Origin of the sequence: Paenibacillus sedimenti (assembly GCF_014534655.1) — a bacterium.
In the GTDB taxonomy this organism is placed as follows: Bacteria; Bacillota; Bacilli; order Paenibacillales; family NBRC-103111; genus Paenibacillus_E; species Paenibacillus_E sedimenti.
This window is the reverse complement of the sequence record NZ_JACVVD010000004.1, coordinates 78,744-103,694: the sequence shown is the minus strand read 5'-3', so window position 1 is coordinate 103,694 and position 24,951 is coordinate 78,744. Positions and strand designations below refer to the sequence as shown.

At 46.4% G+C, this 24,951-nt stretch carries 21 protein-coding genes; 16 read left to right on the top strand and 5 right to left on the bottom strand.

Going from position 1 to position 24,951, the window contains the following annotated elements:
• Positions 1-13: 13 nt before the first annotated feature.
• The 9 genes from queD (at position 14) to ICC18_RS13075 (ending at position 13,052) form a co-directional block, all read left to right on the top strand.
• The gene (gene queD / locus ICC18_RS13115) at positions 14-487 is read left to right on the top strand and encodes a 6-carboxytetrahydropterin synthase QueD (RefSeq protein WP_188174879.1); all 474 of its coding nucleotides are present in this window, start codon (positions 14-16) and stop codon (positions 485-487) included.
• On the top strand, positions 487-1,167 hold the full coding sequence (locus ICC18_RS13110; RefSeq protein ID WP_188174878.1) for a 7-carboxy-7-deazaguanine synthase QueE: 681 nt from the start codon (positions 487-489) through the stop codon (positions 1,165-1,167). The genes queD and ICC18_RS13110 overlap by 1 nt, the downstream gene beginning before the upstream one ends.
• 54 nt (positions 1,168-1,221) lie before the next feature.
• On the top strand, positions 1,222-1,935 hold the full coding sequence (queC, locus tag ICC18_RS13105; protein ID WP_188174877.1) for a 7-cyano-7-deazaguanine synthase QueC: 714 nt from the start codon (positions 1,222-1,224) through the stop codon (positions 1,933-1,935).
• A gap of 36 nt (positions 1,936-1,971) precedes the next feature.
• On the top strand, positions 1,972-2,649 hold the full coding sequence (locus ICC18_RS13100; protein ID WP_188174876.1) for a response regulator transcription factor: 678 nt from the start codon (positions 1,972-1,974) through the stop codon (positions 2,647-2,649).
• Positions 2,646-4,046: a sensor histidine kinase gene (locus ICC18_RS13095; protein ID WP_188174875.1), complete on the top strand. Its 1,401-nt coding sequence runs from the start codon at positions 2,646-2,648 to the stop codon at positions 4,044-4,046. The genes ICC18_RS13100 and ICC18_RS13095 overlap by 4 nt, the downstream gene beginning before the upstream one ends.
• Before the next feature lie 110 nt (positions 4,047-4,156).
• Positions 4,157-7,264 carry an efflux RND transporter permease subunit gene (locus tag ICC18_RS13090; RefSeq protein WP_188174874.1) on the top strand — a complete coding sequence of 1,036 codons (3,108 nt, stop codon included), beginning with the start codon at positions 4,157-4,159 and terminating at the stop codon, positions 7,262-7,264.
• 20 nt (positions 7,265-7,284) lie between these two features.
• Positions 7,285-8,574 carry an efflux RND transporter periplasmic adaptor subunit gene (locus tag ICC18_RS13085; RefSeq protein ID WP_188174873.1) on the top strand — a complete coding sequence of 430 codons (1,290 nt, stop codon included), beginning with the start codon at positions 7,285-7,287 and terminating at the stop codon, positions 8,572-8,574.
• Positions 8,575-8,610: 36 nt separating this feature from the next.
• Positions 8,611-10,323, top strand: a complete 1,713-nt coding sequence (locus tag ICC18_RS13080) for a hypothetical protein (protein ID WP_188174872.1) — start codon at positions 8,611-8,613, stop codon at positions 10,321-10,323.
• 203 nt (positions 10,324-10,526) lie between these two features.
• Positions 10,527-13,052: a hypothetical protein gene (locus ICC18_RS13075; RefSeq protein ID WP_188174871.1), complete on the top strand. Its 2,526-nt coding sequence runs from the start codon at positions 10,527-10,529 to the stop codon at positions 13,050-13,052.
• A 42-nt stretch (positions 13,053-13,094) separates the two neighbouring features.
• Here the strand turns inward: ICC18_RS13075 and ICC18_RS13070 are convergent, their stop codons facing one another.
• Positions 13,095-13,505 carry a helix-turn-helix domain-containing protein gene (locus ICC18_RS13070; RefSeq protein ID WP_188174870.1) on the bottom strand — a complete coding sequence of 137 codons (411 nt, stop codon included), beginning with the start codon at positions 13,503-13,505 and terminating at the stop codon, positions 13,095-13,097.
• Positions 13,506-13,633: 128 nt separating this feature from the next.
• The gene (gene fabF, locus ICC18_RS13065) at positions 13,634-14,869 is read right to left on the bottom strand and encodes a beta-ketoacyl-ACP synthase II (RefSeq protein WP_188174869.1); all 1,236 of its coding nucleotides are present in this window, start codon (positions 14,867-14,869) and stop codon (positions 13,634-13,636) included.
• Between the two features lie 131 nt (positions 14,870-15,000).
• On the opposite strand from fabF, the gene ICC18_RS13060 reads away from it, so the two are divergent.
• The 3 genes from ICC18_RS13060 (at position 15,001) to ICC18_RS13050 (ending at position 17,045) form a co-directional block, all read left to right on the top strand.
• On the top strand, positions 15,001-15,855 hold the full coding sequence (locus tag ICC18_RS13060; RefSeq protein ID WP_188174868.1) for a helix-turn-helix transcriptional regulator: 855 nt from the start codon (positions 15,001-15,003) through the stop codon (positions 15,853-15,855).
• Positions 15,856-16,071: 216 nt separating this feature from the next.
• On the top strand, positions 16,072-16,536 hold the full coding sequence (locus ICC18_RS13055; protein WP_188174867.1) for a hypothetical protein: 465 nt from the start codon (positions 16,072-16,074) through the stop codon (positions 16,534-16,536).
• Positions 16,537-16,832: 296 nt separating this feature from the next.
• Positions 16,833-17,045 carry a helix-turn-helix domain-containing protein gene (locus ICC18_RS13050; protein WP_188174866.1) on the top strand — a complete coding sequence of 71 codons (213 nt, stop codon included), beginning with the start codon at positions 16,833-16,835 and terminating at the stop codon, positions 17,043-17,045.
• A gap of 867 nt (positions 17,046-17,912) precedes the next feature.
• Here the strand turns inward: ICC18_RS13050 and ICC18_RS34755 are convergent.
• Together ICC18_RS34755 and ICC18_RS35045 are read right to left on the bottom strand one after the other, a co-directional pair.
• Positions 17,913-18,032: a hypothetical protein gene (locus ICC18_RS34755; RefSeq protein WP_188174865.1), complete on the bottom strand. Its 120-nt coding sequence runs from the start codon at positions 18,030-18,032 to the stop codon at positions 17,913-17,915.
• A gap of 752 nt (positions 18,033-18,784) precedes the next feature.
• On the bottom strand, positions 18,785-19,012 hold the full coding sequence (locus tag ICC18_RS35045) for a YczF family membrane protein (protein ID WP_512699398.1): 228 nt from the start codon (positions 19,010-19,012) through the stop codon (positions 18,785-18,787).
• Between the two features lie 136 nt (positions 19,013-19,148).
• Here ICC18_RS35045 and ICC18_RS13040 point away from each other — a divergent pair, with 136 nt between their 5' ends.
• The 3 genes from ICC18_RS13040 to ICC18_RS13030 are packed head-to-tail and all read left to right on the top strand — an operon-like array spanning position 19,149 to position 23,126.
• A complete protein-coding gene (locus ICC18_RS13040) occupies positions 19,149-20,738 on the top strand; it encodes a spore germination protein (protein WP_188174864.1) in 1,590 nt (529 codons plus the stop codon).
• 27 nt (positions 20,739-20,765) lie between these two features.
• On the top strand, positions 20,766-21,995 hold the full coding sequence (locus ICC18_RS13035) for a Ger(x)C family spore germination protein (RefSeq protein ID WP_188174863.1): 1,230 nt from the start codon (positions 20,766-20,768) through the stop codon (positions 21,993-21,995).
• 15 nt (positions 21,996-22,010) lie between these two features.
• Positions 22,011-23,126: a GerAB/ArcD/ProY family transporter gene (locus tag ICC18_RS13030; RefSeq protein ID WP_188174862.1), complete on the top strand. Its 1,116-nt coding sequence runs from the start codon at positions 22,011-22,013 to the stop codon at positions 23,124-23,126.
• A 101-nt stretch (positions 23,127-23,227) separates the two neighbouring features.
• Here ICC18_RS13030 and ICC18_RS13025 read toward each other — a convergent pair whose 3' ends face one another.
• A complete protein-coding gene (locus tag ICC18_RS13025) occupies positions 23,228-23,806 on the bottom strand; it encodes a hypothetical protein (RefSeq protein WP_188174861.1) in 579 nt (192 codons plus the stop codon).
• A 472-nt stretch (positions 23,807-24,278) separates the two neighbouring features.
• Between ICC18_RS13025 and ICC18_RS13020 the strand changes: the two genes are divergently transcribed.
• Positions 24,279-24,839: a DUF1353 domain-containing protein gene (locus tag ICC18_RS13020; protein ID WP_188174860.1), complete on the top strand. Its 561-nt coding sequence runs from the start codon at positions 24,279-24,281 to the stop codon at positions 24,837-24,839.
• Positions 24,840-24,951 lie beyond the last annotated feature (112 nt).

Below are 24,951 nucleotides of genomic sequence, written 5' to 3'. Positions count from 1 at the left end.
TGAGGTGATAGATATGGGTTATGAAATCCCAAGAGATGTACAAGTTTTGGGGCGCGACATCGAAGAGAGTCAACTAAAATATCATCACAAATCCGTATTGGTTTCCAAGGAGTTTACGTTTGATAGTGCGCATCATCTGCACTGTTATGAGGGAAAATGTAAAAATCTGCACGGGCATACCTATAAGCTGCAAGTCATTATGCGCGGCAAAGTAGACAGCCGGGGGATCGCTATAGATTTTGGAGATATTAAACGTATTGCGAAGGACCGTGTCATCGATCGATTAGATCATAAATATTTGAATGACGTACTGCCGCCGATGAATACAACGGCTGAGAATATGGTCGTCTGGATGTACGAGCAAATTCAGCAAGGACTTGTGGAAGAGCAGCTTTATCCTGCGATTCAGCTGGAGGAAATTCGGCTGTGGGAAACGCCGACCAGCTACGCGGCCGTCACGCGCTCGATGATGGAGGAGGAAGAGTAATGCGTGATATCCGCATTCCGATGGTAGAGATTTTCGAGACGGTTGAAGGCGAAGGAACCCGTGCCGGGTTCCCCACGGTCTTCGTCCGTCTTTTTGGTTGCAACCTGCGCTGTACGTGGTGCGATACCAAATACAGCTACCCGCCCGCGGAAGCGGAGCGCACGATGACCATCGCCGAGATTCTCAGCGAGGTTAGCACGTACCGCTCCCGTCATATTTGCCTCACCGGCGGCGAGCCGCTCCTGTACGGCGAGAAGTCGCTAGCTCTTATCGAAGCGCTCGCAGCGCTCGAGCAGGTCGACGACCTGCACATCGAGACGAACGGCGCGATTGATCTCGCGCCGTTCGTGGAGCGTATCGCATCGCCGAAGGTGCGATACATCATGGACTTCAAGCTGCCCGATTCCGGCGAGATGGGGCAGATGATTATGGGCAACTTCCGTTTGCTGCGCGAGCAGGACGAGCTGAAGTTCGTTATCGGCAGCGAGGACGACTTCAAGACCGCTGTCCGCGTGCTCGAGCAGCATCCGACGAAGGCGCTGCCAATGTTCAGCCCGGTGTGGGAGACGATGCCGCCGCGCAAGCTTGTCGAACTGATGCTTGCCGCCGGGCTATCGAAGGTGAAGCTGAATATGCAGCTTCACAAAATCATTTGGGACCCTGCGATGCGGGGGGTTTGAGTAGCGAGCAACAGCGCGAAAGCGCTAATTTGAACTTAAATCGAGGTGTCTTATATGAGCAACAGCTTAATTAATAGCAGCAAAAAAGCAGTCGTCATCCTAAGCGGAGGACTCGACAGCACAACCTGTATGGGACTTGCAAAAGCAAAAGGGTACGATCTGTACCCGATCTCTTTTGATTACGGCCAGCGTCATCGGATCGAGCTCGAGAATGCCAAGCAAGTTGCTGAGCATTACGGCGTTAGCAACCGTCATAAAATCATCAAGCTTGATTTCCTTCGTGATTTCGGAGGCAGCGCGCTGACGGACGATTCCATCGATGTGCCCAATGTAGTGAGCGGCACAACCGGATCAGAAGCATCTGAAATTCCAGTCACTTATGTGCCTGGCCGCAATCTGCTTTTCCTGTCTATCGCTACGTCTTACGCGGAAGTCACGGGCTCCGAAGCTATTTATATCGGCGTCAATGCGCTCGACTACAGCGGTTATCCGGATTGCCGTCCGGAGTTTATTAACAAAGTCGAAGAAGTGATTGCATTAGCAACGAAAGTTGGCGTTGAAGGTAAAGGAATTACGATTGAGACGCCGCTGATCAACTGGACGAAAGCGCAAATCATTCAGGAAGGACTCAAGATTGGCGTTCCGTATGAACTGACAACTTCTTGCTACAACGGAAAAGCAGAAGCATGCGGAGAGTGCGATAGCTGCCGACTGCGTTTGAAAGGCTTTGAAGAAGCGGGCTCCAAAGACCCGATCGCATACTTGTAAGCACCCGAGTGCCCAGAAGGAAAGGCGGAACCAGGCATGGCCAGAATCATGGTGGTGGATGACGATCCGGGAATCCGGGAGTTGATTCGAGTCTATTTGGTTGGCGAAGGTTTGAAGGTAATTGAAGCCAGCAACGGGCAGGAAGCGCTCAAATTATTGGAAACGACTCAAGCTGATCTTGTTGTTTTGGATGTCATGATGCCTTTAATGGACGGTTGGGATTTATGCCGTGAGCTTAGAGCGCAATACAGCGATCTGCCCTTACTCATGGTAACGGCCAAGGGAGAGTCTGTACATAAGGTGAAAGGGTTTCAGCTCGGCACTGACGATTACGTGGTCAAGCCTTTCGATCCTGTGGAACTGGTGATGCGGGTCAAAGCGCTGTTAAAACGATACCGCATTGCCTCCTCTCAGACGATCCATATCGGGGACATCATTATTGACCGCAAAGCGTTAGAGGTGCGTCTACAGGATAAGCGCTTCGATCTTCCGCTTAAGGAATTTGAATTGCTGTACAAGTTGGCCAGCTATCCGGCGCAGATTTTTACTCGCGCTCAGCTTATTGAGCAAATATGGGGAATGGATTACGAAGGCGATGAGCGAACCGTGGATGTTCACATCAAACGATTGCGGGAGCGTTTCGAACCGCTGACTGAACAATTTCATATTGCGACCATCCGGGGACTTGGTTATCGCCTTGAGGTGAAAGTATGATCAAGACGTTGTATTTACGCGTCGTGCTAACATTTTCAGCTGTTGTTGTAACCAGTGTGCTTCTTGCATTTCCTATTGCCATGTTCCTTTATACGGATGTAATCACGACAGAGGTTGAGACTGGCTTACTTAAAGTAGGGAATCAGCTTGTCAAAATGAGCAAGGAATTCGAGCCGAAAGATCTGGAATCTTTCCTGGAAGAGAGCACGAATCTGACCGATAGTTACGCCTTGACTTTGTTTGATAGTGACGGCAATCCCACCGCATTCGGTATGCAAAATAATCATTTCATGCATGTTAAGCCTGAAGAAGTAAAGATGGTTCTTGAAGGACAGACTTTAAAAAAAATGAATTTGGATTACGGTAAATTTCAAGATCCGGCGAAGGTAAATGTAGGGCTTCATCTCCAGGTAGACGGTAAACAATATGCCCTATTCGTAGCTCCAAAATTCTCGGAGGAAACGCGAAATCAAATCCGAACCTCGCTCGTTACGGTGCTGATCATCGTCTTACTTATTGGCAGCTTTCTAATCTTAATAGCTTCAAGATATATTGTAAGTCCGATAAAAAAACTAACGTTAGCGACCAACAGGTTAGCCAGAGGAAATTTCAACGTCTATGTAAAAGTGAAAAGAAAAGACGAGATTGGGCTGCTGGCTGAGGGCTTTAACCATATGGCCGGCGAGCTGAAGCAGCTTGAACAGATGAGGCAGGACTTCGTTTCCAACGTTTCTCATGAGATCCAATCGCCGCTCACCTCGATCCGTGGCTTCTCCAAGGCTTTACGTCAGCCTGACATTCAAGAGGAAGATCGCCATCGATATTTGGAAATCATTGAACGGGAAAGCGAGAGGTTATCCAGATTAAGCGAAAATTTGTTGAAGCTGGCTTCTCTCGAATCCGAGCATCATCCTTTTCTGCCTACAACGTTTGATTTAGACGAACAGCTTCGTCGCGTTGTCGTTTTCTATGAACCGCAGTGGTCGGATAAACAGCTGGAGCTGGACCTGGATTTGCCCAAAGTGAAAATAACGGCGGATGCCGATCAGTTGAATCAGGTGTGGATGAATCTGCTGGGCAATGCGATCAAATTCACGCCGCCTCACGGTAAGATCCGAATCAAGCTGGAAGTTCAGACAGATCGCGTTCATGTGCTGATCCAAGACAATGGAATCGGGATCCGCAAAGAAGATCAGGACCGGATTTTCGATCGATTCTATAAAGCCGACCAGTCCAGGCAGCGTGAAAACGGCGGGAACGGTTTGGGACTGTCTATTGCGCGGAAAATTATAGAGGTTCACAAGGGCATGATTGAAGTTCGAAGTGAACCCGGGGAAGGCACTTTATTCGTGATAACTCTTCCTACCGTGGCCTATCCTCCTAAACAACATAATTAGTGAAACCTTGGAAAATGAAAATTTCCAAGGTTTTTATTTTTTGTTCATATTGAGTTCATATTCGACTTGTATCTTGATTCTAGTGTTATTGATATGAGGGGAGTGCAGGAATGAATCGACTTACACAGTTTTCCATGAAGAACGTCTCAGCGCTGTTTATCATTATGATCATGCTATTTATAGGCGGATTTTATTCGTCTTCCCAGCTGAAGGTAGAGAATATGCCGGACGTTTCTTTCCCCGTTGTAGTTGTAACGACGACTTATACGGGAGCGCCGAAGGACGTCATGGATGAAATTACAGATCCGATCGAGAAGAAATTGGCCAATATCGAAGATTTGGATTCCATGACCTCGACGTCGAGCGATAATTTCTCCACGATAATAATGATGTTCAAACAAGATGCGGTCATCGACAAAAAGAAACAGGATGTCCAGGATATGCTTGCCGAGGTCAGTTTGCCGGCTGCTGCAGGTACGCCTAAAGCATCCACATTTGGTGCGTCATCCTTCCCTACCAATTATTTGGTCGCTTATGCTGACAACGGCATGAGCCAAACTGAACTGGATAAGCTGTTCAAAGATGAGATCAAGCCGGGACTTGAAGGACTTAAAGGCATTGATCATATGGATATTATCGGTGCTCGCGAATCTTCGCTCGATATCGAACTGGATGCCGACGCACTCAATTTATACGGTCTGTCGCCGTCTCAAGTCAGCTCAGCAATAAGCGCCGCTGTCTCCAAAAGTCCGATCGGAAGCGTCAAGATCAGCGGGAACGATAAAATGACCCGTGTTACAGGCGATATCACAAGTTTATATGATTTGGAACAGATTGAAATTACAACATCCGCGGGAGACATCATCAAACTCTCTCAAGTGGCGAAAGTAAAGTCGATCTCGGAATCTGACTTTAAAGGCCGGTTGGATGGTAAGCCTGCGATAGGCATGGTTTTGTATAAAGCGGGCAGCGCCAACGCCGTTGAATTCTCGGAATCTATCGAGAAGCTGACTCACGATTGGAAGACAACGATGCCGAACGTTATATTCAAAAATACGTATGATAGCGCGGATCAGATAAGCGAATCCATTTCCGGTCTTATTCGTGAAGGTATCGTAGGCGCCATTTTGGCTTCTCTGATGATTCTGATCTTTTTGCGCAACGTAAGGATGACGCTCATCGTTCTCGTATCTATTCCGTTATCAATTCTGATTACATTGTTGTTGATGTCTACGCTCGGATTAACGTTGAATACAATGACGCTCGGCGGTATCTTTATTGCAGTAGGCCGCGTAGTGGATGATTCCATCGTCGTAATCGAGAATATTTATGCTTCGCTGGAAAAAGCGCAGGAACGCAAAGAATCGGTTATTGCGTTGGCAACAAGTCAAGTGGCTATGGCGATTACTTCATCCACTTTGGCAACAGTAGGCGTATTTGCTCCACTCGGATTGGTAACGGGAGTTATCGGCGGATTCTTCAGACCGTTTGCATTAACGATCGCATGCGCTCTGCTATCATCCTTAATCGTTGCTCTAACGGTAATTCCCATGCTTGCCAAATTGCTCGTTCTGCGCGCAAAGCCGGGGAAAGTGCATCACGATGAACCAAGCAAAATGAGTTTGTTCTACGAAAAGGTCTTGACTTGGAGTTTGAAGAACAGAATTAAGTCTCTGCTCATAGCGGGCTTATTACTGGTCGTAACCGTCGGCGGCTCAATCCCGATGCTGTCAGTTGCTTTTATACCGGATTCGGAGCCATCCAAAACGATGTATTTCCAATTAAAGCTGCCTAAGGAAACTTCGTTTGACGCTACTGATGCCAAGACGAAGGAAATCGAAAACGCATTGATGGAAACCAAAGACTCCCATGGCGAACCGGTATTTAAATTCGTGGAAGGATTGATCGGTTATGCTGGAGATGATGAGCAGCAAGTCCCTTATGCTGCCCAGATCTTCGTGGAAGTCAATGATAAAGTTGATCCGAATCAAGTGAAGGATCAAATGAAAACATTCATTTTATCCGAGCTTCCTGCCGGCTCTGAAGTCGAGCCGAAAGCTATGGAAGGCGATAATGGCGTCTCCTCTACCGACTTTGAGTATACGTTGAAAGGCGAAGATCAGCTTCAATTAGAGAAAGCTGCCGCATTGGTTAAAGAAAAGCTGAATACTTTCCCGGAACTCAGTGAAGTTGAAGATAACCTGAGCGATTCGAAATCGGAAATCGAGATTACAGTCGATCAGAATAAAGCGAGAGCTTATGGCCTGAGTTCGATGACGGTCCGGGATACGGCTCGCGCCTGGATCCAAAAGCAGGAACTGGGTGATCTGAAATTTGACAATCTGGTCTATACCACAACCGTATCTTTGGAGATCACCGATAAAAATACACTTGAAAAGCTTGGCAATATTCCTTTGAAAAGCTCTTCCGGTTCTACTGTTTTGTTAAAAGAAGTTGCAAAAATAAATGAAGTTGAAGGCGCAGCTTCACTCGGACGCGAAGATCAACAGCAGATTGTGAAAGTGACTGCGAAGATCAATGCAAGCGATAAAAACGGCGTCAGTAAGAAGCTTGCTATCGCGATGAAGGAAGTTGAATTGCCGGATGGCGTATCTCCACAGGTCGGCGGTGCATCGGAAGATATTGCCGAAAGCTTTACACAGTTGTTCGTTGCCATGGGTGCTGCCGTATTCGTCGTATATTTGATCATGGTGCTGGCCTTCGGTAACGCCGGTGCGCCATTTGCCATCCTGTTCTCGCTGCCGCTTGCCGCTATTGGCGGTTTGCTCGGTCTTGTTATTGCAAGCGAGCCTCTGACGATTACGTCGATGATCGGATTCTTGATGCTGATCGGTATCGTGGTTACGAATGCGATCGTACTGATCGACCGCGCTCAGCAGCTTAGAGAAGAAGGTTACACAGTTAGACACGCGTTGATAGAAGCGGGGAAAGTGCGTCTGCGACCGATCATCATGACAGCAGGAGCGACTATCATGGCGCTGGTTCCTTTAGCGCTTGGCCTCTCCGGTGAAGGCGGGTTGATCGGGAAAGGACTCGGGATCGTCGTTATCGGCGGACTCATCACGTCTACCTTGTTGACGCTTGTCGTCGTTCCGATCGTCTATGAGCTGATCGAGAGCATGAAAAATCGCTTTGGCCGCATGTTCAAACGGGGTGGGAAAAATGAGAATGCCGCAGCTGCCACAGTTGAGGTTTAGAGAAGAGGAGAGACACATCGATGAAAAAGGTTAGTTCGGGGAAACGGCAATTCAAATATCGTTCATTATCTATTCTGTCTCTGTTGACAGCGGCTGCCATATTGGCATCAGGATGCTCGGTTCCGGGGGGCGCCGGGCCTGCCACGGCGCAGCTAGCGCCAAGAGCGGTCAAAACCGAGGTCATTGCCAAGCGAAAAATCAGCAATCCGATCGAGCAGGTAGCGGATGTATCCGCGGGCACGACATTGGATGTCATCGCCAAAGCAAACGGTGAAGTCACGGAAGTTTTGAAGAAGCGCGGAGAGTATGTGGAGAAGGGCGACGTTCTATTCGTGATCGACAGTAAAGATGCTGTTTCCGCGAAACGGAAGAGCGAGCTTTCTCTCCGCAGCGCCCAGGAAACTCTGCAGCAGGCCAAGGATAACAAAGTCAATAATCGCAAAGACTTGGCAGACAATGTGACGAGATCCGAGACGGCTCATAAGAATGCGCAGCAAGATTACAATAAAATGCGCAATGATTATGATTCCGGTCTAGTCACTCAGCACCAAGTCGATCAATCCAAGCAAGCGCTTGACAATGCGCAGATGAACTTGGAATCCGCACAAAACAAGCTGTCCGCCTTCGATAACACCGACTCGATTTCCGCGGCGCAAACGCAAGCGGAATCGGCAAGTTTGAACTTGGAAGATGCAACGCGGGCACTGGATAATTATAGTATTAAAGCACCAGGGAGCGGTATATTAACGGACTTCAACATCGTGGTAGGCCAGAATGTATCTGCAGCCGCGGGTAAAGTCGGACAGGTGCAGCAAGTGGATCCGATTAAAATCAAGACGGAATTGTCCGAAACGAATTATCAGCTGGTTAAAGGCAAACAAGAGCTTGTTTACTATAACCCGGACGAACCGGATAAAAAAGGAACCGCCAAAATCAGCTATCTGGCGCCGATCATGAGCGCTACGACCAAAACATTTACATTGGAACTGGAAGTTCCGAATGCGGATCATCTGCTGCAGCCGGGCAAACGTTTCATGGTACAACTTACGACGGAAACGGAAGAACAAGTCGTTGCCATACCGACGATAAGCGTGATTCGTGAAGAGTCGAATACCTTTGTCTTTGTGAAACAAGGAGATCAATATCAGAAGCGTGAAGTAAAACTAGGACGTATTAGCGGTGAATATCAAGAGGTGCTGGATGGCGTTAAAGACGGCGAGGAATTAGTCGTCACAGGACAAAACACCTTGAAAGACGGACAAAAAGTAGAGAGTTCGCAGCAACCCACAGCCACAACAGCAGCAAAGTAGATTCTTGCGAAATCAGACGAGGAGTGTACAACAATCATGAAAAATAAACCATGGAAAACAGGATTGGCAGCATTAGTTCTAGGCACGATGATCGTCCAAGGAGGCATTCCCGTGCTTGCGGCTGACGCGACGACGTCAGTCGTCTCGGCTCCATCTGTGAACTACGGATTAACGAGCGACATTCGCGCAGCGATTAAAAATGCTTCCGTTACACCGACTGCAACAGGGTCGCAGATTTCGGCAACGATTCGTTTGTATAACGGCGGAGCCGCACAGAACCGTGTGCCTGAGCATGAGCTTCGCGTTCGTACAACAAGCGGCGTTGAATATACGTTGAAACCAAGCGCAAGCAATAAAGATGCGCTGCAACCAAAGGAAATTAGCGAGCTCGTGTACATGGCCGCGATCGATAGTAAAGAAGTAACGCAAATCGATCAAATTTCCTTCGTTCATGTGGACATATACTCCTATCCGAAGGTAGAGACGACTTTGCTCGCGATGCCGACCGCTGCTGTCTGGTATGGTACAGGAAGCGCGGCGCCCCAGAAGCTCGATATATTGAATTGGGGCCAAGCTTTTACCATCCCGGGAGTAAATTCAGGACTTGTGTATACACCGGTTGAAGTTTCTATGCAAAACACGAGTACGGGCCGCGCGACAGTAGTAACTGTACTTGCTGAAAATCCGGGAGCGGGACGCGAAACCGTCCCGGCTTTCCGACTGGATGCGCAATCCGAACAAAAATCGTATGAAGGTAAACGCTCTGAAGCAGATCCGGTCGCGCTGGAAGCAGGAGAGAAAAAGTACATTCATTTCGCGATTCCTGTTGAAAATGGCGTAACTTTTTCAAATCTCATCGTTGTATCTACGGATACCTTTACACCAAAAGGCGGAGGTCAATCCACGACGTTAGCGACTGGAAAAGTAGCCGTCGAATGGCCAAAGAGCAATCAAACAGCTACTGCAGCGCCAGCTTATACAATCGGCACCCCGATCGCCTTTGACGCTCTAACGAAAGTCGTGGACAAGAAGACGGAAGTCTCGCTGATGGAGCTTCACCTGCATGAAAATCCGGGCGAAGGTTATAAAACAGCGGTCGCCAAGTTCAAATTGACGAATACGAGCGATGTGCCTACAGCTACGCCGGCTTTCTTATCGGAATTAACGAATGCCCAAGGCGTAACCTATCAAGGTTCCCGCCAATCCAATGTAACAACGATGATGAATCCTGGTCTTAGCTATGTGGTAAGCTACTCATATATCGTTCCGCAAACCGAAACAAGTACGGGTTTCACCTTGAAACTGCTTGATGGCCAATCAGCTGCCCCTTATACGACCACGATCGCTTCTTTGCAAACGAATGTGCAGGATGAAGAAACTGGCGGCATGATCTCGATGTATCCGTTCGATTTGAAGTTCAACGATGTGACTGTCAATACACAGACTACAGCAGCTCTGACGTATACGTACAAGTTCCGTCTTGACCTCGACATTCAGCAAAAAGAGAACGTTGTCGTGGACAACAATTTCTCCAAAATCAGATTTGAGATCGTCGATACCGCCGGACGCGTAGTTGGTTCTAAGGATGCGTCCTTCACAGGCGTAAATAAACTGATTAGCGGCAAACAAACGCTCGATGCGAGCAATATTGCTTCGGATCAATTCAGTTATCCTTTCACAGTGAATGTGTATGAAATCATCGATACGCAGAATGGAACGGCAAAGCGTTTGTTGAAAACAATCAAATAAAGGCTAATACGTATAAGAGGATCCTTTCCCGACACGAACGGGGATGTGGTCCTCTTTTTGTTCATTCCCGAATATTGTGTTAAAATTCACTTTTTTCAGAAACTACTAGTTCTCCCGACTCATTCGTATGGTAGAATATAGAAATCAGGTTCATATGAAAACGCTCTTCGGTCGAACAATAATGGGTTGAAGGAGGTGCAGGATTGAACAGGAAGCTATGGATAGGTGGAACGGTCGGATTGTTCTTAGGCGTGATTCTGATTATTGGCTATTTCACATGGGGGCGCACGAATGATCGTCTGAATGATGTTTTGCGTGCCGTACAGCCAACGGTGACACCTCCTCCTACACCAACACCTTCTGGACCTGCACCCGCTGAGCTGGAAAAAAGGTTATCTGAAATTCGTGACTGGAAAATCGCTGAGCGCCGTTTTACTACCGATTCTCGCGAGCCGTTGATTCTATTACATAATGATAAGCAAATCGTTTATATCCAAAATAATCAAATCCGTTACGAGGTGGTAGGCGGATCCGGTTTTCAAAACATTCCGCTTAGCTTTCCTTCAGCAAGAACCGGTTATGTGTGGAGGGACGGAAAAACCGCCTACATTGGTCTTTCTACGGGCTCCGAAAGCAATCGAAAACAAGGGGATTGGTACGAAATCAATCTAACGGCGGCAGCCGGCAACCCATTGAAAAGGTTGGGGGAGCTGCAGCTGGCGCCCGAAGAGGTGCAAGCCGTTAGATTTTCCAATAAGCCGTTAGGTGCGCTCTTTCTTGAAAAGAAAGCGGATTCTTACCAAGAATTTTGGATCAACGGTCAAGGGAAAGGCCAATTTTTTGTAAATGATTATTCTATTATGAAAGATCCAAAGGGGAAGCAATTAGGGGCAATAAGCGCTGATCAGGCCGTCTTTGACCGTGTTCATGAATATAACAACCTGTTCGTTATGGAGGATGAACGAGGTCTTCTCGTGTATCAGAACGGCCAGTTGAGCCCGAGCATTTTCCGTTTATCCGGCTATAAGCTTGGACAGGCTCAATCAATTACGGTAGATGAGTCTCTTCGCTCGCAGCCCCCGTATTCAGGATCGAATGCGATACTGTTAAGTATTATGAACGTCCAAGAAGGATCGCTCAAGGGGATCCTGCTGCCTGCAAACAGCCCGACACCATTCTCGCTTGCGCCAAAGCTTATGGAAGAAGGCTGGACATTAGTTGGCGGGTTAAGTTTTGTTCGGATGAAGGAAGGACTTCTGCAAACGATATCGTACCCGATGAATGAAGGAATCGAGTATCCGGAGCAGCATGAGGCGGCTGTACCGGTTGCTGACATCTCCAAGTTGACCCGTTCTGGCATGGTCGTGCAAGGTGAAAAAGAGGGGGTGAAGCAATACCTCTCCTTGAACGATGTGATGAACACACGTTCGGAAGCAGCGGGACCAGCCCTTTGGATGAGAATGCTCCAGCCGGGACGCATGGTCAAAGCCGAGAAGCAGGACACGGCGAGTAAAGAAATATTTATGAAATTCCCCCAAATCCCGTCTTCTGTAACTGATGCGTTGAATGACGATGCGATACCGGAGGGCTTGCGAAATGCGTTAAAGCAGAGAGATTATTTAGGAAGCGGGGACATAGCGAGTACGCATGTGGTGCGTAAATCAGGTGATGAATGGCATGTGCTTACGGATGAAAGGATGGAGCAATGGGACGGGGTTCAAGGGTTAAAAGAGCTTGGACGATTGCCTGTCAAAACGCACTGCACTACGAGCAATTATGTGATTTGTACCACAGCTGCGGACTTCGCGAAAGTAGATGGTTTCTGGTATGTAGCAGATACGTATCATAATCGTATCCTGAAGCTGGACGACCGTTTTGGAATGATCGAACAGGTGAATTTCCCAATGCCCACGAAGTTATTTTTTACTGACGACGGCAAGCTGTTGAATGTAGAAGGACTTCAAGGCGTGGCTTCCTATACGATGCTTCTGGAGCAAGTCTCACTTCAGCCTGCGGCTCCAATAACAGTCGATAAGCTCCCAAAAGAAGAGATCGCCGCATCTCCGGAAGGTTTCTATGAGGATTCTAATCGCATGCAATGGGTATTCCAGTCAAACCGATTGTATGTATACGATCCGAATAAACAGACCGTACTTACACATTTTACAGGCGCGATGACGAATATGGCAGGCACGGCTAAAATCATTCCATATTCGAACAAAGTGCTGTTGGTTCTAGATGACCGGATTCATGTATTTGACATCAAAGGTCATTGGTTAAAGGAAATATCGTTTCCGCGAACGCAGCCCGACGGCATTTATGTATCCACGCCAAAAGGCGAAAACACCTATGCGCTTGATCACGAACTTGGAATGCTGTATCTGATTCAAGGCTTTAGATTGTTAAGAATCGATTTGAACGATGGTGAAGTCACACCGCTATTTTGGCAGTTGAATGCGAATATGAGCAAAGTGCAGATGGATCGGGGGAAGCTCTATCTCACCTTTCAAACCGCTAACGGATACGATGCGCCTGATGCTCACAATGAGATGGTCATCTGCGATATCAAGACAGGCCGCCTCACCAGGTTCAAGATATCGGAAGGCTTCACGCTAGATCGTATAACGAAAGTTCATGAGCTGATTCTAATCCCTCAATCCGATTTCAGCAGTATAGTCCCGGCATCTTGGATGGTATACAAATTGAATGAACAGGGGATGCCTGAGTAAAATAAGCGGTTGAGCGAGAAATTGCTCAACCGCTTTTGTGTGCTAGTTATCGCCGGACAAATTATCGTCGCTTTTACTAAGCTGCCGTTCCTTCCAGAATAGCACAGTCAGCATCCGCTCAATCCATTCCTTATCTTCGGGTGTAAGTACAACGCCATCGAACATCAAATCATTTTCACGGAGAAATCGGCGTAAGTTCACTGGACTGCTTTGATGCTGCGCAGTTTGCTCAGATGGTGCGGATTCCAGATACCCTGCGATTTCCATGAGCTCGGAGTATGATTTGTTTAGGCCTTCGGACAGTTTCATCAACACGTCCGGGGAAGGAATGCCGCGATTTCCGTTTTCCAGTTGTGAAATATAAGCGGCTGAAACGCCGGAGCGGTCGGCCAGCTCCCGAATGGTGAAGCCTTTCAATTTACGCATATCTTTCAACTTATCGTAAAAATACATGCCCTCTCACCCTCATCATGTGCGTAAGTAAACATTAGTTAACAATATGATAATAACAGTTTACTAAAGTAATTACAATAAAGAAGAGGGATTAGAAAAGGCATCGATCGCGATCACAACCCTGCTGACTATTCGAACCTTTTAAAGATGAGTACAGCGTTATGACCGCCGAAGCCGAACGAGTTGGATAACCCGATCTGAAGCTCGGCGCGCCGCGCTTTCAGGGGGACATAGTCCAGATCGCATTGCGGATCAGGATGCTCCAGATTAATGGTCGGCGGGATGATGCCGTCCTGGAGTGTCTTGATCAATGCGACGGCTTCGACCCCGCCGGCTGCGCCAAGCATATGACCGATCATCGACTTGTTCGCGCTGATCGGCACTTCATGCGCCCGGCTGCCGAGCAAACGCTTGATCGCGAGCGTCTCCGACAGGTCGCCGGCAATCGTGCTCGTCGCATGGGCGTTGATCGTGCCGAGCTCCTCCGGCGCCAGCCCAGCGTCGGCGAGCGCTTCGCGCATGGTTCGGTAAGCCCCCGAGCCTTCAGGATCGGTCGCCACAATGTGGTAGGCGTCCGAGGTCGATCCATAGCCGACGAGCTCGGCATGGATCCGGGCTCCGCGCCGCTCGGCATGCTCGAGCGACTCCAGCACGAGCACGCCGGCACCTTCGGCGGCGACGAACCCGTCGCGCTCCGCATCGAACGGGCGGCTCGCCTGCTCCGGCGCTTCACAGCGCGTCGACAGCGCCGTCGCATTGCCGAAGCCCGCCAGCGCGAGGTCGGTGACCGTCGCTTCGGCGCCTCCGGCAATGACAGCGTCCGCGCCTCCGCGCTGGATCAGCTTAAAGGCCTCGCCGATGGAGTTGTTGCCCGTCGCGCAGGCCGTTACCGGCGCCAAGACAGGCCCCTTGGCGCCGAACATGATGCTGACCTGCGCCGCAGCCATATTGGCGATCATCATCGGCACGACGGTCGGGCTAACCCGGCTTGGCCCGCGTGTCATCAGCGTGCGATAGTTTTCGAGCATCGTATGGATGCCGCCGATGCCGGAGCCGATGTAGACACCGGTTCTTTCCGCGTTGTGCTCATCAAGAACAAGCCCGGCATCGTCCAAAGCTTGCTTGGCAGCCGCTACGGCAAATTGACAGTACCGATCCATACGGCGAACTTCACGGCCGCCTACAGCCGCAGCCGGGTCAAAGCCCCGAACTATCCCGGCAAAATCGGTTTTATAAGCAGATACATCCATCGTATCTATCTTCGAGATACCTGATTTACCCTCGATCAAATGTATCCAGAACGTCTCCACATCGTTCCCGATGGGAGTAATAACCCCCATACCTGTAATGACTACGCGTTTCATACTTTAACCCTCCTTAGAGTTTGAACTTTTGCCATCTTATTTCTTAGATTGTCACAGTTCTTATCCTATTACAAGTTATTGTTTATCCTGGTATAATATGTTCTAGGATGATGCTGAAGGGATGTTAGCCGATGAACACGAAGGAAAGAATGCAAGCCCTGTCTGAGTTTCTTACCGCACACCGCGCGAAAATTCAGCCAAGTGAAGCGGGACTTTTGGCCGGGAGCAGAAGGAGGACACCGGGACTGCGCAGAGAAGAAGTCGCCTCGATTGCCGGTGTCAGCACGACCTGGTATACATGGTTGGAACAAGGCAGAGATATCAAGATGTCGGTTCAAGTGTTGGATCGGATTGCCTTTGCTTTGCAGCTCAATGAAGATGAACGCCAGTACTTATTCATGCTCGCCCTTGAGCAGCCTGCGCCAACAAATGTCGTGGACAGTGCGCCAACGGTCAGTCCTGCGCTGAACCGCATTTTAACCGAACTGCGCGATTGCCCGATGATCATCTCCGATCGCAGATGTAGTATTGTCGGTTGGAATCAGGCTGCTGCAGGTGTCTTTCTTGATTTTGAGCAAATCCCGCTGGAAGAGCGCAATATGATTTGGCTGCTTTTTACACGTAAAGAGTTAAAGGCGCTTGCTGTAAATTGGAGCGATTTTGTACGGGGGTTTCTGGCGATGTTTCGTTCCTATTACGGTCAATATTTAGGGGACAACTGGTACAGCGAATTCATTAGGCGTCTGAGTGAACGCAATGCGGATTTTCGCGAGTTCTGGGATCATAGCGATGTCAGCTCCGCCCCTGAAGTTTTTATCGAATTCCGGCATGCCAAGGTGGGTAAAATGTTCTTCGATCTGACGACACTGCAGGTTCAAGGCCGAACTGACCTCAGATGCAGCGTATACACGCCTTCTGTCGGGTCTGATACGGATGCGAAAGTACGGCAGCTGATGCGCAAAATGGGTGATAAAGAGCATACCTAATGTTGTTGGATGTATACTAACGTAAACAAATTTGGTTGCATTAGTAAAAAACAATGATATAATGGTATTAGGGGAACAAGATGAGAACGGGGGCAAGCGGAGATATGTGTGATTCAGGAAAATAAAGATCGTTAGTAGAAAATAAAGTGTGTTAATGAAAAATAAAGTTCGTTAGTCGGGTTTGCAACAGTAAATTACAATACGAGGAGTTCCGTTATGAAAGAGTTAACCACAAACAATTTGCTTAATTTGGAAAGCGAGAAAAACACTGTAGATTGTCGTAATTCTATTGAATATATCTTGAATCAATGGAACACTGATACTATTATCATCCAAAGAGATGATTGGGAGGACACACCAAAATTACGTCGCTACGTATATTGGGCAAAAGGCATAACCGATTTTGATAAAGATGAAGACACTCATTTTATGGGCTGTGGTGGCGTGGAACTTGAAAATGGGACCTGTACGTATTCGCATTTTTCTCCAGGCTCCGAGTATGAATATTTAGACATTGATTATCTGGTCTGTATTGAAACTAATAAATTATTCTTGGAATTTAAGCTAAGTACTAAGTCTTTAATGGTTCTCAGTAAAATGGAGGATGATTTCACATTGGGTTGTTATAGATCATTAAAAAGTTTACAGGTATTGAAGCCTACTTGGATTATAACAGTTTGAAAATACTATGCTTGACATGAGTGTCTTAGTGGTAGACTGCATATATAAATAACAAACTTTATTTTCCAGATTTATTGTCGTCACCGATTGGATATGTCCCTCAATAATAAACTTACTCTAGGTAATTTCGTTTATAAGGAAATCTTAAAAGCTGCTGAAATATTGAGATGTCACTAATAAACTTTATTTTCTTGCATCAATGTGGCGAGATGAAATAAAGTCATTTAACCTGAAGTAAAGTGATTTAATGAAATTTGCAGTTGTAAACAATAGAGAAAAGGGGGAGTCGCAGAGTTATGAGAATAATGGCAAAGACTGATGTATTCATCAAAGCGCGAATAATAAAGGGTTACTCCCAAAGAGAACTTGCGAAGAAATCGGGTTTAAGTCATGCTTATATTAGCCTACTGGAAAGATCCGTTAAATCAGTAGGACCTGCGACTGCCAAAAAATTGAGTGATTTATTGGGGAAGGAATTAGAGGATTTGTTTCGAATTGAGTTGTTGTGATGTGGGTCTTTTGAATTAATGATTTTTTACTATAAAGCCCAAGTCTTAATTGATTGTATTTGGTGAGATAATGTAATATTTCATCACAGCAGCCCTAGGTTATTGGGGCTTATTTCTTTTTGGAAGGATTGCCCACCAACGACAGGATCTTTTGATATAATATACCTGCTTTGCAAATCGAACAAGCTCTTTCTATTTTGATCAGAGATGGGTATGTAAGATAGGATATTAGGTAATACTAATTACTATCAAACTCATATTAAAGCAGGTTCGACTGCTGATCAGCTTATTCCTGATATGGCCCAGTTGGCAGCAACTTATCGAATTGGCGTTCTTGTTATTGATGAGATATAGCATTTGCTTGAAGCAAATGTTGGTGGACAAGACCAAATATTAAACTTTTTTGTTACATTGAAAAATATGTTTGGAGTTCCAATTGTCTTTATTGGGACGTATAAAGCATAGGATCTACTTAGTAAAGAATTTAGGCAGATTAGAAGAACAGCTGAACACTTCGGAGTAGTAGATTGGAAACGTATGAACTATAAGGATCCAGAGAGCAATAATGTTCTAAAGTGGGAACTATTCTTAAAACCACTGTGGAAATATCAATGGACTAGAGAAACAGTACCGTTTGCTGATGAACAGGGAAAATAAAGTTTGTTAGTAGAAAATAGAGTTCGTTAGTGAATGTTCACTTTTGTGAACATTCACTTTTTCACTTTTAGGGTTAATTACGCTAACGGGATCGGCAGCCTCGTTAAGATATTGGGCAGTTTTGACAAAGTAAGAGGGAATAACTTCCTTGTAACGAAATAACAGATTGTCGATACTGCACCTGCACTTAGTAAAATAGGTATGTCTTCTTTAATGATATCTACTCCGGTTTCTTTTTTTTTTAGCCGCTATCTTAGGATGTGAAAAACTGGGAAGAATTTCAATATAATCAGGCTTTACTTGCTTTGCAGAAATGATAATTATCTTCATGGAATGAGAATCGATAATGAACCCCAGCTGAATAGCACTACGCCCAACTACAAACTTATCAAACGGAACATGGATAGGTTACGCATCGATAACAAACCTTATTATCCTGTATCAATATTGGTGAAGGAAAATAAAGATTGTAAGTAGATAATAAAGTTCGTTGTGGTATTCACATCGGCAATATGATAGGCGGGGCGTACTACGTTTAGGCCCGGCAGCATCAGTGAATTTCGTACGTATAGGGATTATACTTTGTTATCGGCTTATCCACTTAAAGAACAAGAGGTTGAATAGACCGACTGGCTCGGCCACACGGTAATCCTGACGATCGGGGACGTTGCGGGCCTGGACCCCTCGCCGCACCAAGAAGCTTTATACTGTGGGTGAGCTTCTTGCTGAGGAGGGAACGCATGTGCAGTTTTAATTGAACGATTGGTCAATTTCGCCGTTCCCTTGTTCGCATGCGGGGGCACCCGGCTGGCCGGACGGGATTTCGTATCCGAAGTCCGGGGCGGCATGCTGAAGTTCACCGTTCGATTGGAGGACGAGATTGCGTAATTGTCAGTTGACCATTGGAGAGGAACAGCCGTTGGATTAACGGTTGTTCTTTTGTATGTCCGCCGAGCCGTCACTTGTACAAGTTACCCGAACGATAGTGAGAATGGTCAGTTCTGAAGCCCTGCCTTCCGTACTATAGCATCTGAACGGTATCGCACTGAAACGAATGCGCGAGAACCAGTGGATCAAGCAGCTTATCTCCGTTGCTTAAAGAGACTGATTGCAAAGGAAACAATGGATGGAACGAACATCATGGATAGCACGATGATTAAAATAACGTATTCCGGTAATGACATCTCTTGAAAAGGGCTTACTATGTTTCTTAAAGATATAGAAAGTTTCAGACCTATTATTTGATCACTTATAATAACAACGCTCAAAGTTAATAAAATAGCCAAGAACAAGATACCCCAATTTTTCAAGTACAAACACCTGCCTTGGTTGAAATGTTGTTCATATCACCATTAATATTGTTGGCAATCGAATCATCTACATACATGTTGTTTAAAAACAGCTTCAATTGTTAATAACTGTCATGTGTAGAAGGAGGGGATCAGCATGTTCAATTGGTGGCGACTTCGTAAACAAAACAACGGGGCAACACGAAACCAAAATGAAGAAATGGTTGGTTATTCAAATGAACTTCCCCTGTACTTCGATTTGCAACAAAATCTTCAACAGATTAGTCAGGCGCTTGGTAATAGTCCCGATCTTAAAATCAGGGAATTTGAAATTCGAAACTCCAAGGTTCAAGCAGCTTCAGTTTTTATTGACAATTTAACCGACAAGGTGGTAGTCGATGATTTTATCATGCGCTCCTTGATGAACGACACCGCTCAAGATACCTTGAAAAATACGGCATCGGATAAGAATGTTTTTGATTATATTAAAAAAAATGCCCTGGCCATAGGTGAAGTTCAAGTCATTAAGGATTGGAACGGATTAATGCTGTCCATTTTGTCAGGCAATACGGTCATCTTGATTCATGGCTCGGCGGAGGCCATAAGCGGCGATACGAGAGGCGGAAAATCGAGAGAGCTCTCGGAGTCGACTTCCCAAGTAGTCATTCGCGGGCCTAAGGACGGTTTTACCGAGGATATTGCGACCAATGTATCCCTTATTCGCCGGCGGATCAGAAGTCCCAATCTATGGTTGGAGACCATGAATATCGGACATGTCACACATACAACGGTCGCGATCATGTATATCAAAGGAATCGTTAACGATCAACTTTTGCAGGAAGTAAAGATTAGGCTAAACGATATCCAAATCGACGGCATTTTAGAATCCGGTTATATCGAACAATTGATTGAAGATCAGCCGACGAGCCCCTTTCCAACCATATACAGTACCGAGCGACCGGACGCCGTAGCCGGGAATTTATTGGAGGGCCGAATTGCACTGATAGTGGGAGGAACGCCGTTTGTCCTCATTTTGCCGACGACGTTTTTTATGTATTTTCAGTCTGTTGAAGACTATTATCAACGTTTTGATATTGGAATAGCGGTACGTTTGTTAAGGTATGTAACATTTTTTATTTCATTATGGGGGCCTTCCATCTATATCGCGGCCATTACCTTCCACCAGGAAATGATTCCCACCCCCCTTTTAATCAGTTTGGCCGCGCAAAGGGAAGGAGTTCCTTTCCCTGCTTATGTCGAGGCCTTCATAATGGAGGCCAGCTTTGAGATTTTGCGTGAGGCCGGCGTACGAATGCCGCGGGCTGTCGGCCAAGCGGTATCGATTGTAGGCGCGATCGTACTGGGGCAGGCAGCGGTACAAGCCGGGATCGTCTCATCGGCGATGGTGATCGTGGTCTCGATTACGGGGATTGCCAGTTTTGCCACCCCGGCTTTCAATATGGCAAGTTCGGTTCGTTTACTCAGATTTGTGCTCATGTTTTTGGCTGCGACCTTCGGTTTTTACGGATTGGCAATCGGCAACATGATGCTCATTGCCCATTTATGCAGCTTGCGCTCTTTCGGGGTTCCTTATATGGCTCCGCTTGCCCCGTTTATTCCTGCGGATCAGAAGGATGCCGTACTGCGTCTACCGTTATGGTCCTTCCTTACACGTCCACGGTTGATCAGCCCAAAAAATATGACTCGGATGAAGCAAGACATGAAGCCTTCTCCCCCGAAGGAATAACACAGCATGAGCACGAGGAGGATACGAATGAAAGCAAAACAAGTTATCCGAATCGTCGTGATTTTATGGCTGGTGCTGCCTCTGACAGGCTGCTGGAATCGAAGAGAGCTCAAAGAGCTAGCCTTTGTCGCGGCAATGGGGATAGATAAAACGCCGAAAGTGAATGAATACAAGGTTTCGTTTCAAATCATAAATCCCGGCAGTGTTGCATTAGGAGCAACAGGAGGCGCAGGGGGACAACCGGATTCGCCTATTACCGTCTATTCGGGGACTGGAAAATCCCTCTTCGAAGCGATCCGCAAAACATCGCAAAAAGTACCGCGACAGCTTTTCTTTTCGCATATGCAGGTGCTGATCATTGGAGAACCATTGGCGAAAGAAGGAATTCAAGATTTATTTGATTTTTTTGAACGGTCCCACGAAATCCGTCTTACTACGATGGTACTCATAGCCAGAGGAAGCGAAGCTGAGCCGCTTGTCAAGATGCTTACGCCGCTCGAGAAAATTCCGGCAAATGCGATTGCGGGTAAAATAAAAATGACGTCAAAAATTTGGTCGGAGAACATAAAAGTCGAAATGGATGACGTGATTAGGCCGTTGGTAAGCCAAGGAGAGCCAATGATCAGCGGGGTAAATGTCATAGGAGATCAGGAGGTTGGAAAAAAGACCTTAAATGTACAGCAGAGTGACCTGTCGACAAAGGTGAATATCTCGGGAATCGCCATTTTCAAGAACGGAAAACTAAAGGGATGGTTGGATGGAGATGAGGGACGTGGAGCTTTATGGATTCGAAATAAAATGAAGAGCACCGTTATTGATCTGGATTGTAAAGATAAAAAGGATGCCGTTGGCATTGAAATTATTCGATCCCATACGAATGTTGAAGTGGAGATTCAAAATGGGAAACCGGTTTTCCATATTCATATTCGGGAAACAGGAAATCTAAGCGAAATAAAATGTTCACTTGATTTGACCAAGGTTGAAGAAATCACAAATCTGGAAAAACAATTGGCAGCGGAGACAAAAAAAGAAGTTTTGGAAGCAGTGAAAGCCGCCCAGAACGAGGAGAGCGATATTTTCGGTTTTGGGGAAGCTGTGAATCGGGCAAATGCGAAAGCTTGGAATAAAATGAAGAAAGAATGGGGCAAGACATTTGCCGAAAGCAAGGTAGACGTCGAGGTGGATGCATTCATACGGCGTTCTGGCATGCGGATAAAACCCTATATATCCGAACAAGAAGGAACCTCGAAAGAATGAAGGGAGGGTCGGGGGTTGGAAAACGCGAAAATTAATGTTAGGCAACTGTTTGTCTTGATCGTTTTGTTTGAATTTGGTACCGCGCTTGTTCTGCCCATAGGATTTGTATCGGAACAAAGCGTTTGGATATCGATATTATTGGCTTTAATTGGTGGCTGCCTGTTATTTATTGTATATGATTATCTTTATCGTCAGTACCCCGATCTGCCTCTAAGCGGCTATGTCCGGGAAATTCTCGGTAACTATATCGGTTGGCCAATAAGTCTCTTATATCTTGGCTTCTTTATCTATAATGATGCTAGAGTTTTGCGGGAAACCGGCGAGCTCTTGGTAACCACTGCCTATGACCAAACGCCGCTATTTGCGATCAATGCCTTGTTGATGTTAGCGGTCATTTATGTACTGCATAAAGGGATAGAAGTGTTGGCAAGAACAGGAGAAATCCACATGCTTATCATGGTTTTATTGGGCTTTTTTGGATTTATTGTCGTTTTCGTTTCCGGTATCATTAATACGAATAATCTGTTTCCTTTGTTTGGCGAGGGGTGGAAGCCTATTATAGAGTCGGCTTATCGCAATATACTTATGTTTCCCTTCGGAGAGATGATTGCTTTTACGACAATTCTTCCCTATTTGAATAAAACTCAATCGGGAAGAAGGGCGGGAATCATTGCCCTGCTATGCTGCGGCCTCATATTAAGCTTCACTCATGCTGTTGAGATTTCTGTTCTTGGAGCTGATATTTACGGTCGATCTACCTTTCCTTTATTTTTAACGATTAGCAAAGTGAATATAGCGGATTTTCTGCAACGGATGGATGCCATTGTCATTCTCACATTGATTATTAATGCTTTCTTCAAATGCGCTATTACTTGCTATGCCGCAGTGATCGTCGCAGCGGATTTGTTCCGCGTGAAGAAGACGCAAAGGGTGGTGTTGCCAATAGGAATAACCATTCTTTTCTCCTCGATGGTGACAGCGGGCAACTGGTCTGAGTTTGCACTTAAAGGGAAAGAAGTTATCATGGGTGTGTTCTTGCCTCTTCTTAGCGTTGTAATTCCAATTTTGCTTCTAACGGTCCATCAGATACGTAAACGATTCGGGCGTAAGCATTCAAAAATCGCCAAATGAGTTGGAAACGGCAAATAGGTCCTGAAACAGCAAACACTACTGACACATTGGGGTCAGTAGTGTTTTTTGTAGTCGAGGTGAGTTTCGGGGGGAGGGGAGGGTTATAAGGATTTTTGAACCGGAAGGCTGTCTCTTAAAGGCTGGTCTTTTTTTAAATACTTGCCTGTGCAGATGGTATAACCCATACCTGCGTAGGCAAGCCCCCAGAAGAAAGCGAACCAATCCTGAAGGAAAGGTATGCCGAAGGAAACCAGCATGATGATAAATAGGAGCACATTCCAGCGGGGGAAAACTTTGGCGCGGAAGGTCACGAATGCCAGAAGAATAGTTCCGGCCATCATCCCAATACCTACAATCATTCCGGTTATATTGACGAAAAGCCCCTTATCTGCATAAGTTTCATAAGCGAAAATACCATACTGCTGCCCCGAAATGACGGCATTGCCGACTGAGGCGATAAACGCGGTTACGAATCCGAGTACGCCAGTTTCTTTCGATTGAGCCAAATAGAAGGCGAAGGAGCAGACCGCCATCAACACGCTTGCCGTATAGCCGAAGCTCAATTCCAGCGGACTATCCCATCCCCAAATAAGTCCTGCCGGCGTCATCCCCATCCTGGAAACCCCTGCCAAAATACAAATAAATCCAAGCCATTTCACTACTTTTTCTGTTGTCACCATGTTCAGCTCCCATATATGATTTGCTTTCCTTGATTCAAATGATAACAAACGGTTATTCCCGCAAGCGAGGGTAGCCCATCCCCATTTGAATCGGGAAATTTGTATAGGTATATTTGGGAATTAATTGATATAATATTTCCAATGCAAGCTGGTCCGGAAGGGATGAAAAGAGGAATGGAGACATCGCATATGAGCAGAACAGCAGTTGTTGATACCAATAGAAAATGGCCCATTGCGACGGGCTTTCGTATCTTCGTTATGATCTTTAGTTCATTAATTGTTCTTTCTTTTATCCGCCATATCTCAAGCTATTACGAAATCCTGCGATCGAAGTGCATCCTTAGTTCGTGCGGCTCATTAGGTCCTCCTTCTAACGAAGTTTGTCTGAACCGGAAGGGGAAGGGGATTCTTTTACGAATGAATAGTCACCGGAAATTGGCGGACAATTAACAATTCTAGAGGAGGCGGGTTTATGCCGGAAGGATTTGGTGAATTCTCAGGAAACCCGAAGACGGAATGGCTTGTTGAGTCAGGTGACGACCGCAAAATGAAGCTGCTTGAAGATTTTTGGTATGAAGATCCTGACGGGAACCGTTGGATTGCAGTACGTGATGCAGTGATTGACGGCGCAAGCATTCCATCTGCATTGTGGGCAATTGTAGGCTCGCCTTACACAGGAGACTATCGTCGCGCATCCATCGTACATGATATCGCTTGTAACGATCAAACGATTTCCCGTAAAGCTGCAGATGTAATGTTCTATTATGCCTGTCTTGCAGGGGGATGTTCCAGGTCTCAAGCGCAACTCCTGTATGCCGGGGTCCGAATTGGTGCGTGGACCGCAGCCTTCTCCAACTGGCCGTATGAATCTTTTAGCTTTCTTGACGAAGTGGAGGAGGACTACAGCTCTATATCAAGCAGTGATGTACAAAAAAAGTTTTACGAGATCGCTGCAGAGCTCGAATCCCAAGAAGAACCGCTATCGTTTGAAAGTGTGGATGGAATCGTCGAAAAACATCTAACGTTTAGGTGAATGCGAAAAAGAGTCAGTTCAGATGCTTCAAATCTGGCTGACTCTTTTTTTCATTAGATACGAATAACTTATATACAAATTTAATATATAGATAATTGGATTGGATAATATC

Bases quoted from the DNA above. Each gene is read 5' to 3' on its own strand.
- ICC18_RS13095 (WP_188174875.1), top strand. From the start codon at position 2,646: ATGATCAAGACGTTGTATTTACGCGTCGTGCTAACATTTTCAGCTGTT.
- ICC18_RS13110 (WP_188174878.1), top strand. From the start codon at position 487: ATGCGTGATATCCGCATTCCGATGGTAGAGATTTTCGAGACGGTTGAA.
- ICC18_RS13080 (WP_188174872.1), top strand. From the start codon at position 8,611: ATGAAAAATAAACCATGGAAAACAGGATTGGCAGCATTAGTTCTAGGC.
- ICC18_RS13055 (WP_188174867.1), top strand. From the start codon at position 16,072: ATGAAAGAGTTAACCACAAACAATTTGCTTAATTTGGAAAGCGAGAAA.
- ICC18_RS13050 (WP_188174866.1), top strand. From the start codon at position 16,833: ATGAGAATAATGGCAAAGACTGATGTATTCATCAAAGCGCGAATAATA.
- ICC18_RS13025 (WP_188174861.1), bottom strand. From the start codon at position 23,806: ATGGTGACAACAGAAAAAGTAGTGAAATGGCTTGGATTTATTTGTATT.
- fabF (WP_188174869.1), bottom strand. From the start codon at position 14,869: ATGAAACGCGTAGTCATTACAGGTATGGGGGTTATTACTCCCATCGGG.
- ICC18_RS13070 (WP_188174870.1), bottom strand. From the start codon at position 13,505: ATGTATTTTTACGATAAGTTGAAAGATATGCGTAAATTGAAAGGCTTC.
- ICC18_RS13100 (WP_188174876.1), top strand. From the start codon at position 1,972: ATGGCCAGAATCATGGTGGTGGATGACGATCCGGGAATCCGGGAGTTG.
- ICC18_RS13085 (WP_188174873.1), top strand. From the start codon at position 7,285: ATGAAAAAGGTTAGTTCGGGGAAACGGCAATTCAAATATCGTTCATTA.
- ICC18_RS13020 (WP_188174860.1), top strand. From the start codon at position 24,279: ATGCCGGAAGGATTTGGTGAATTCTCAGGAAACCCGAAGACGGAATGG.
- ICC18_RS13090 (WP_188174874.1), top strand. From the start codon at position 4,157: ATGAATCGACTTACACAGTTTTCCATGAAGAACGTCTCAGCGCTGTTT.
- ICC18_RS13040 (WP_188174864.1), top strand. From the start codon at position 19,149: ATGTTCAATTGGTGGCGACTTCGTAAACAAAACAACGGGGCAACACGA.
- queC (WP_188174877.1), top strand. From the start codon at position 1,222: ATGAGCAACAGCTTAATTAATAGCAGCAAAAAAGCAGTCGTCATCCTA.
- queD (WP_188174879.1), top strand. From the start codon at position 14: ATGGGTTATGAAATCCCAAGAGATGTACAAGTTTTGGGGCGCGACATC.
- ICC18_RS34755 (WP_188174865.1), bottom strand. From the start codon at position 18,032: ATGAAGATAATTATCATTTCTGCAAAGCAAGTAAAGCCTGATTATATT.
- ICC18_RS13035 (WP_188174863.1), top strand. From the start codon at position 20,766: ATGAAAGCAAAACAAGTTATCCGAATCGTCGTGATTTTATGGCTGGTG.
- ICC18_RS13060 (WP_188174868.1), top strand. From the start codon at position 15,001: ATGAACACGAAGGAAAGAATGCAAGCCCTGTCTGAGTTTCTTACCGCA.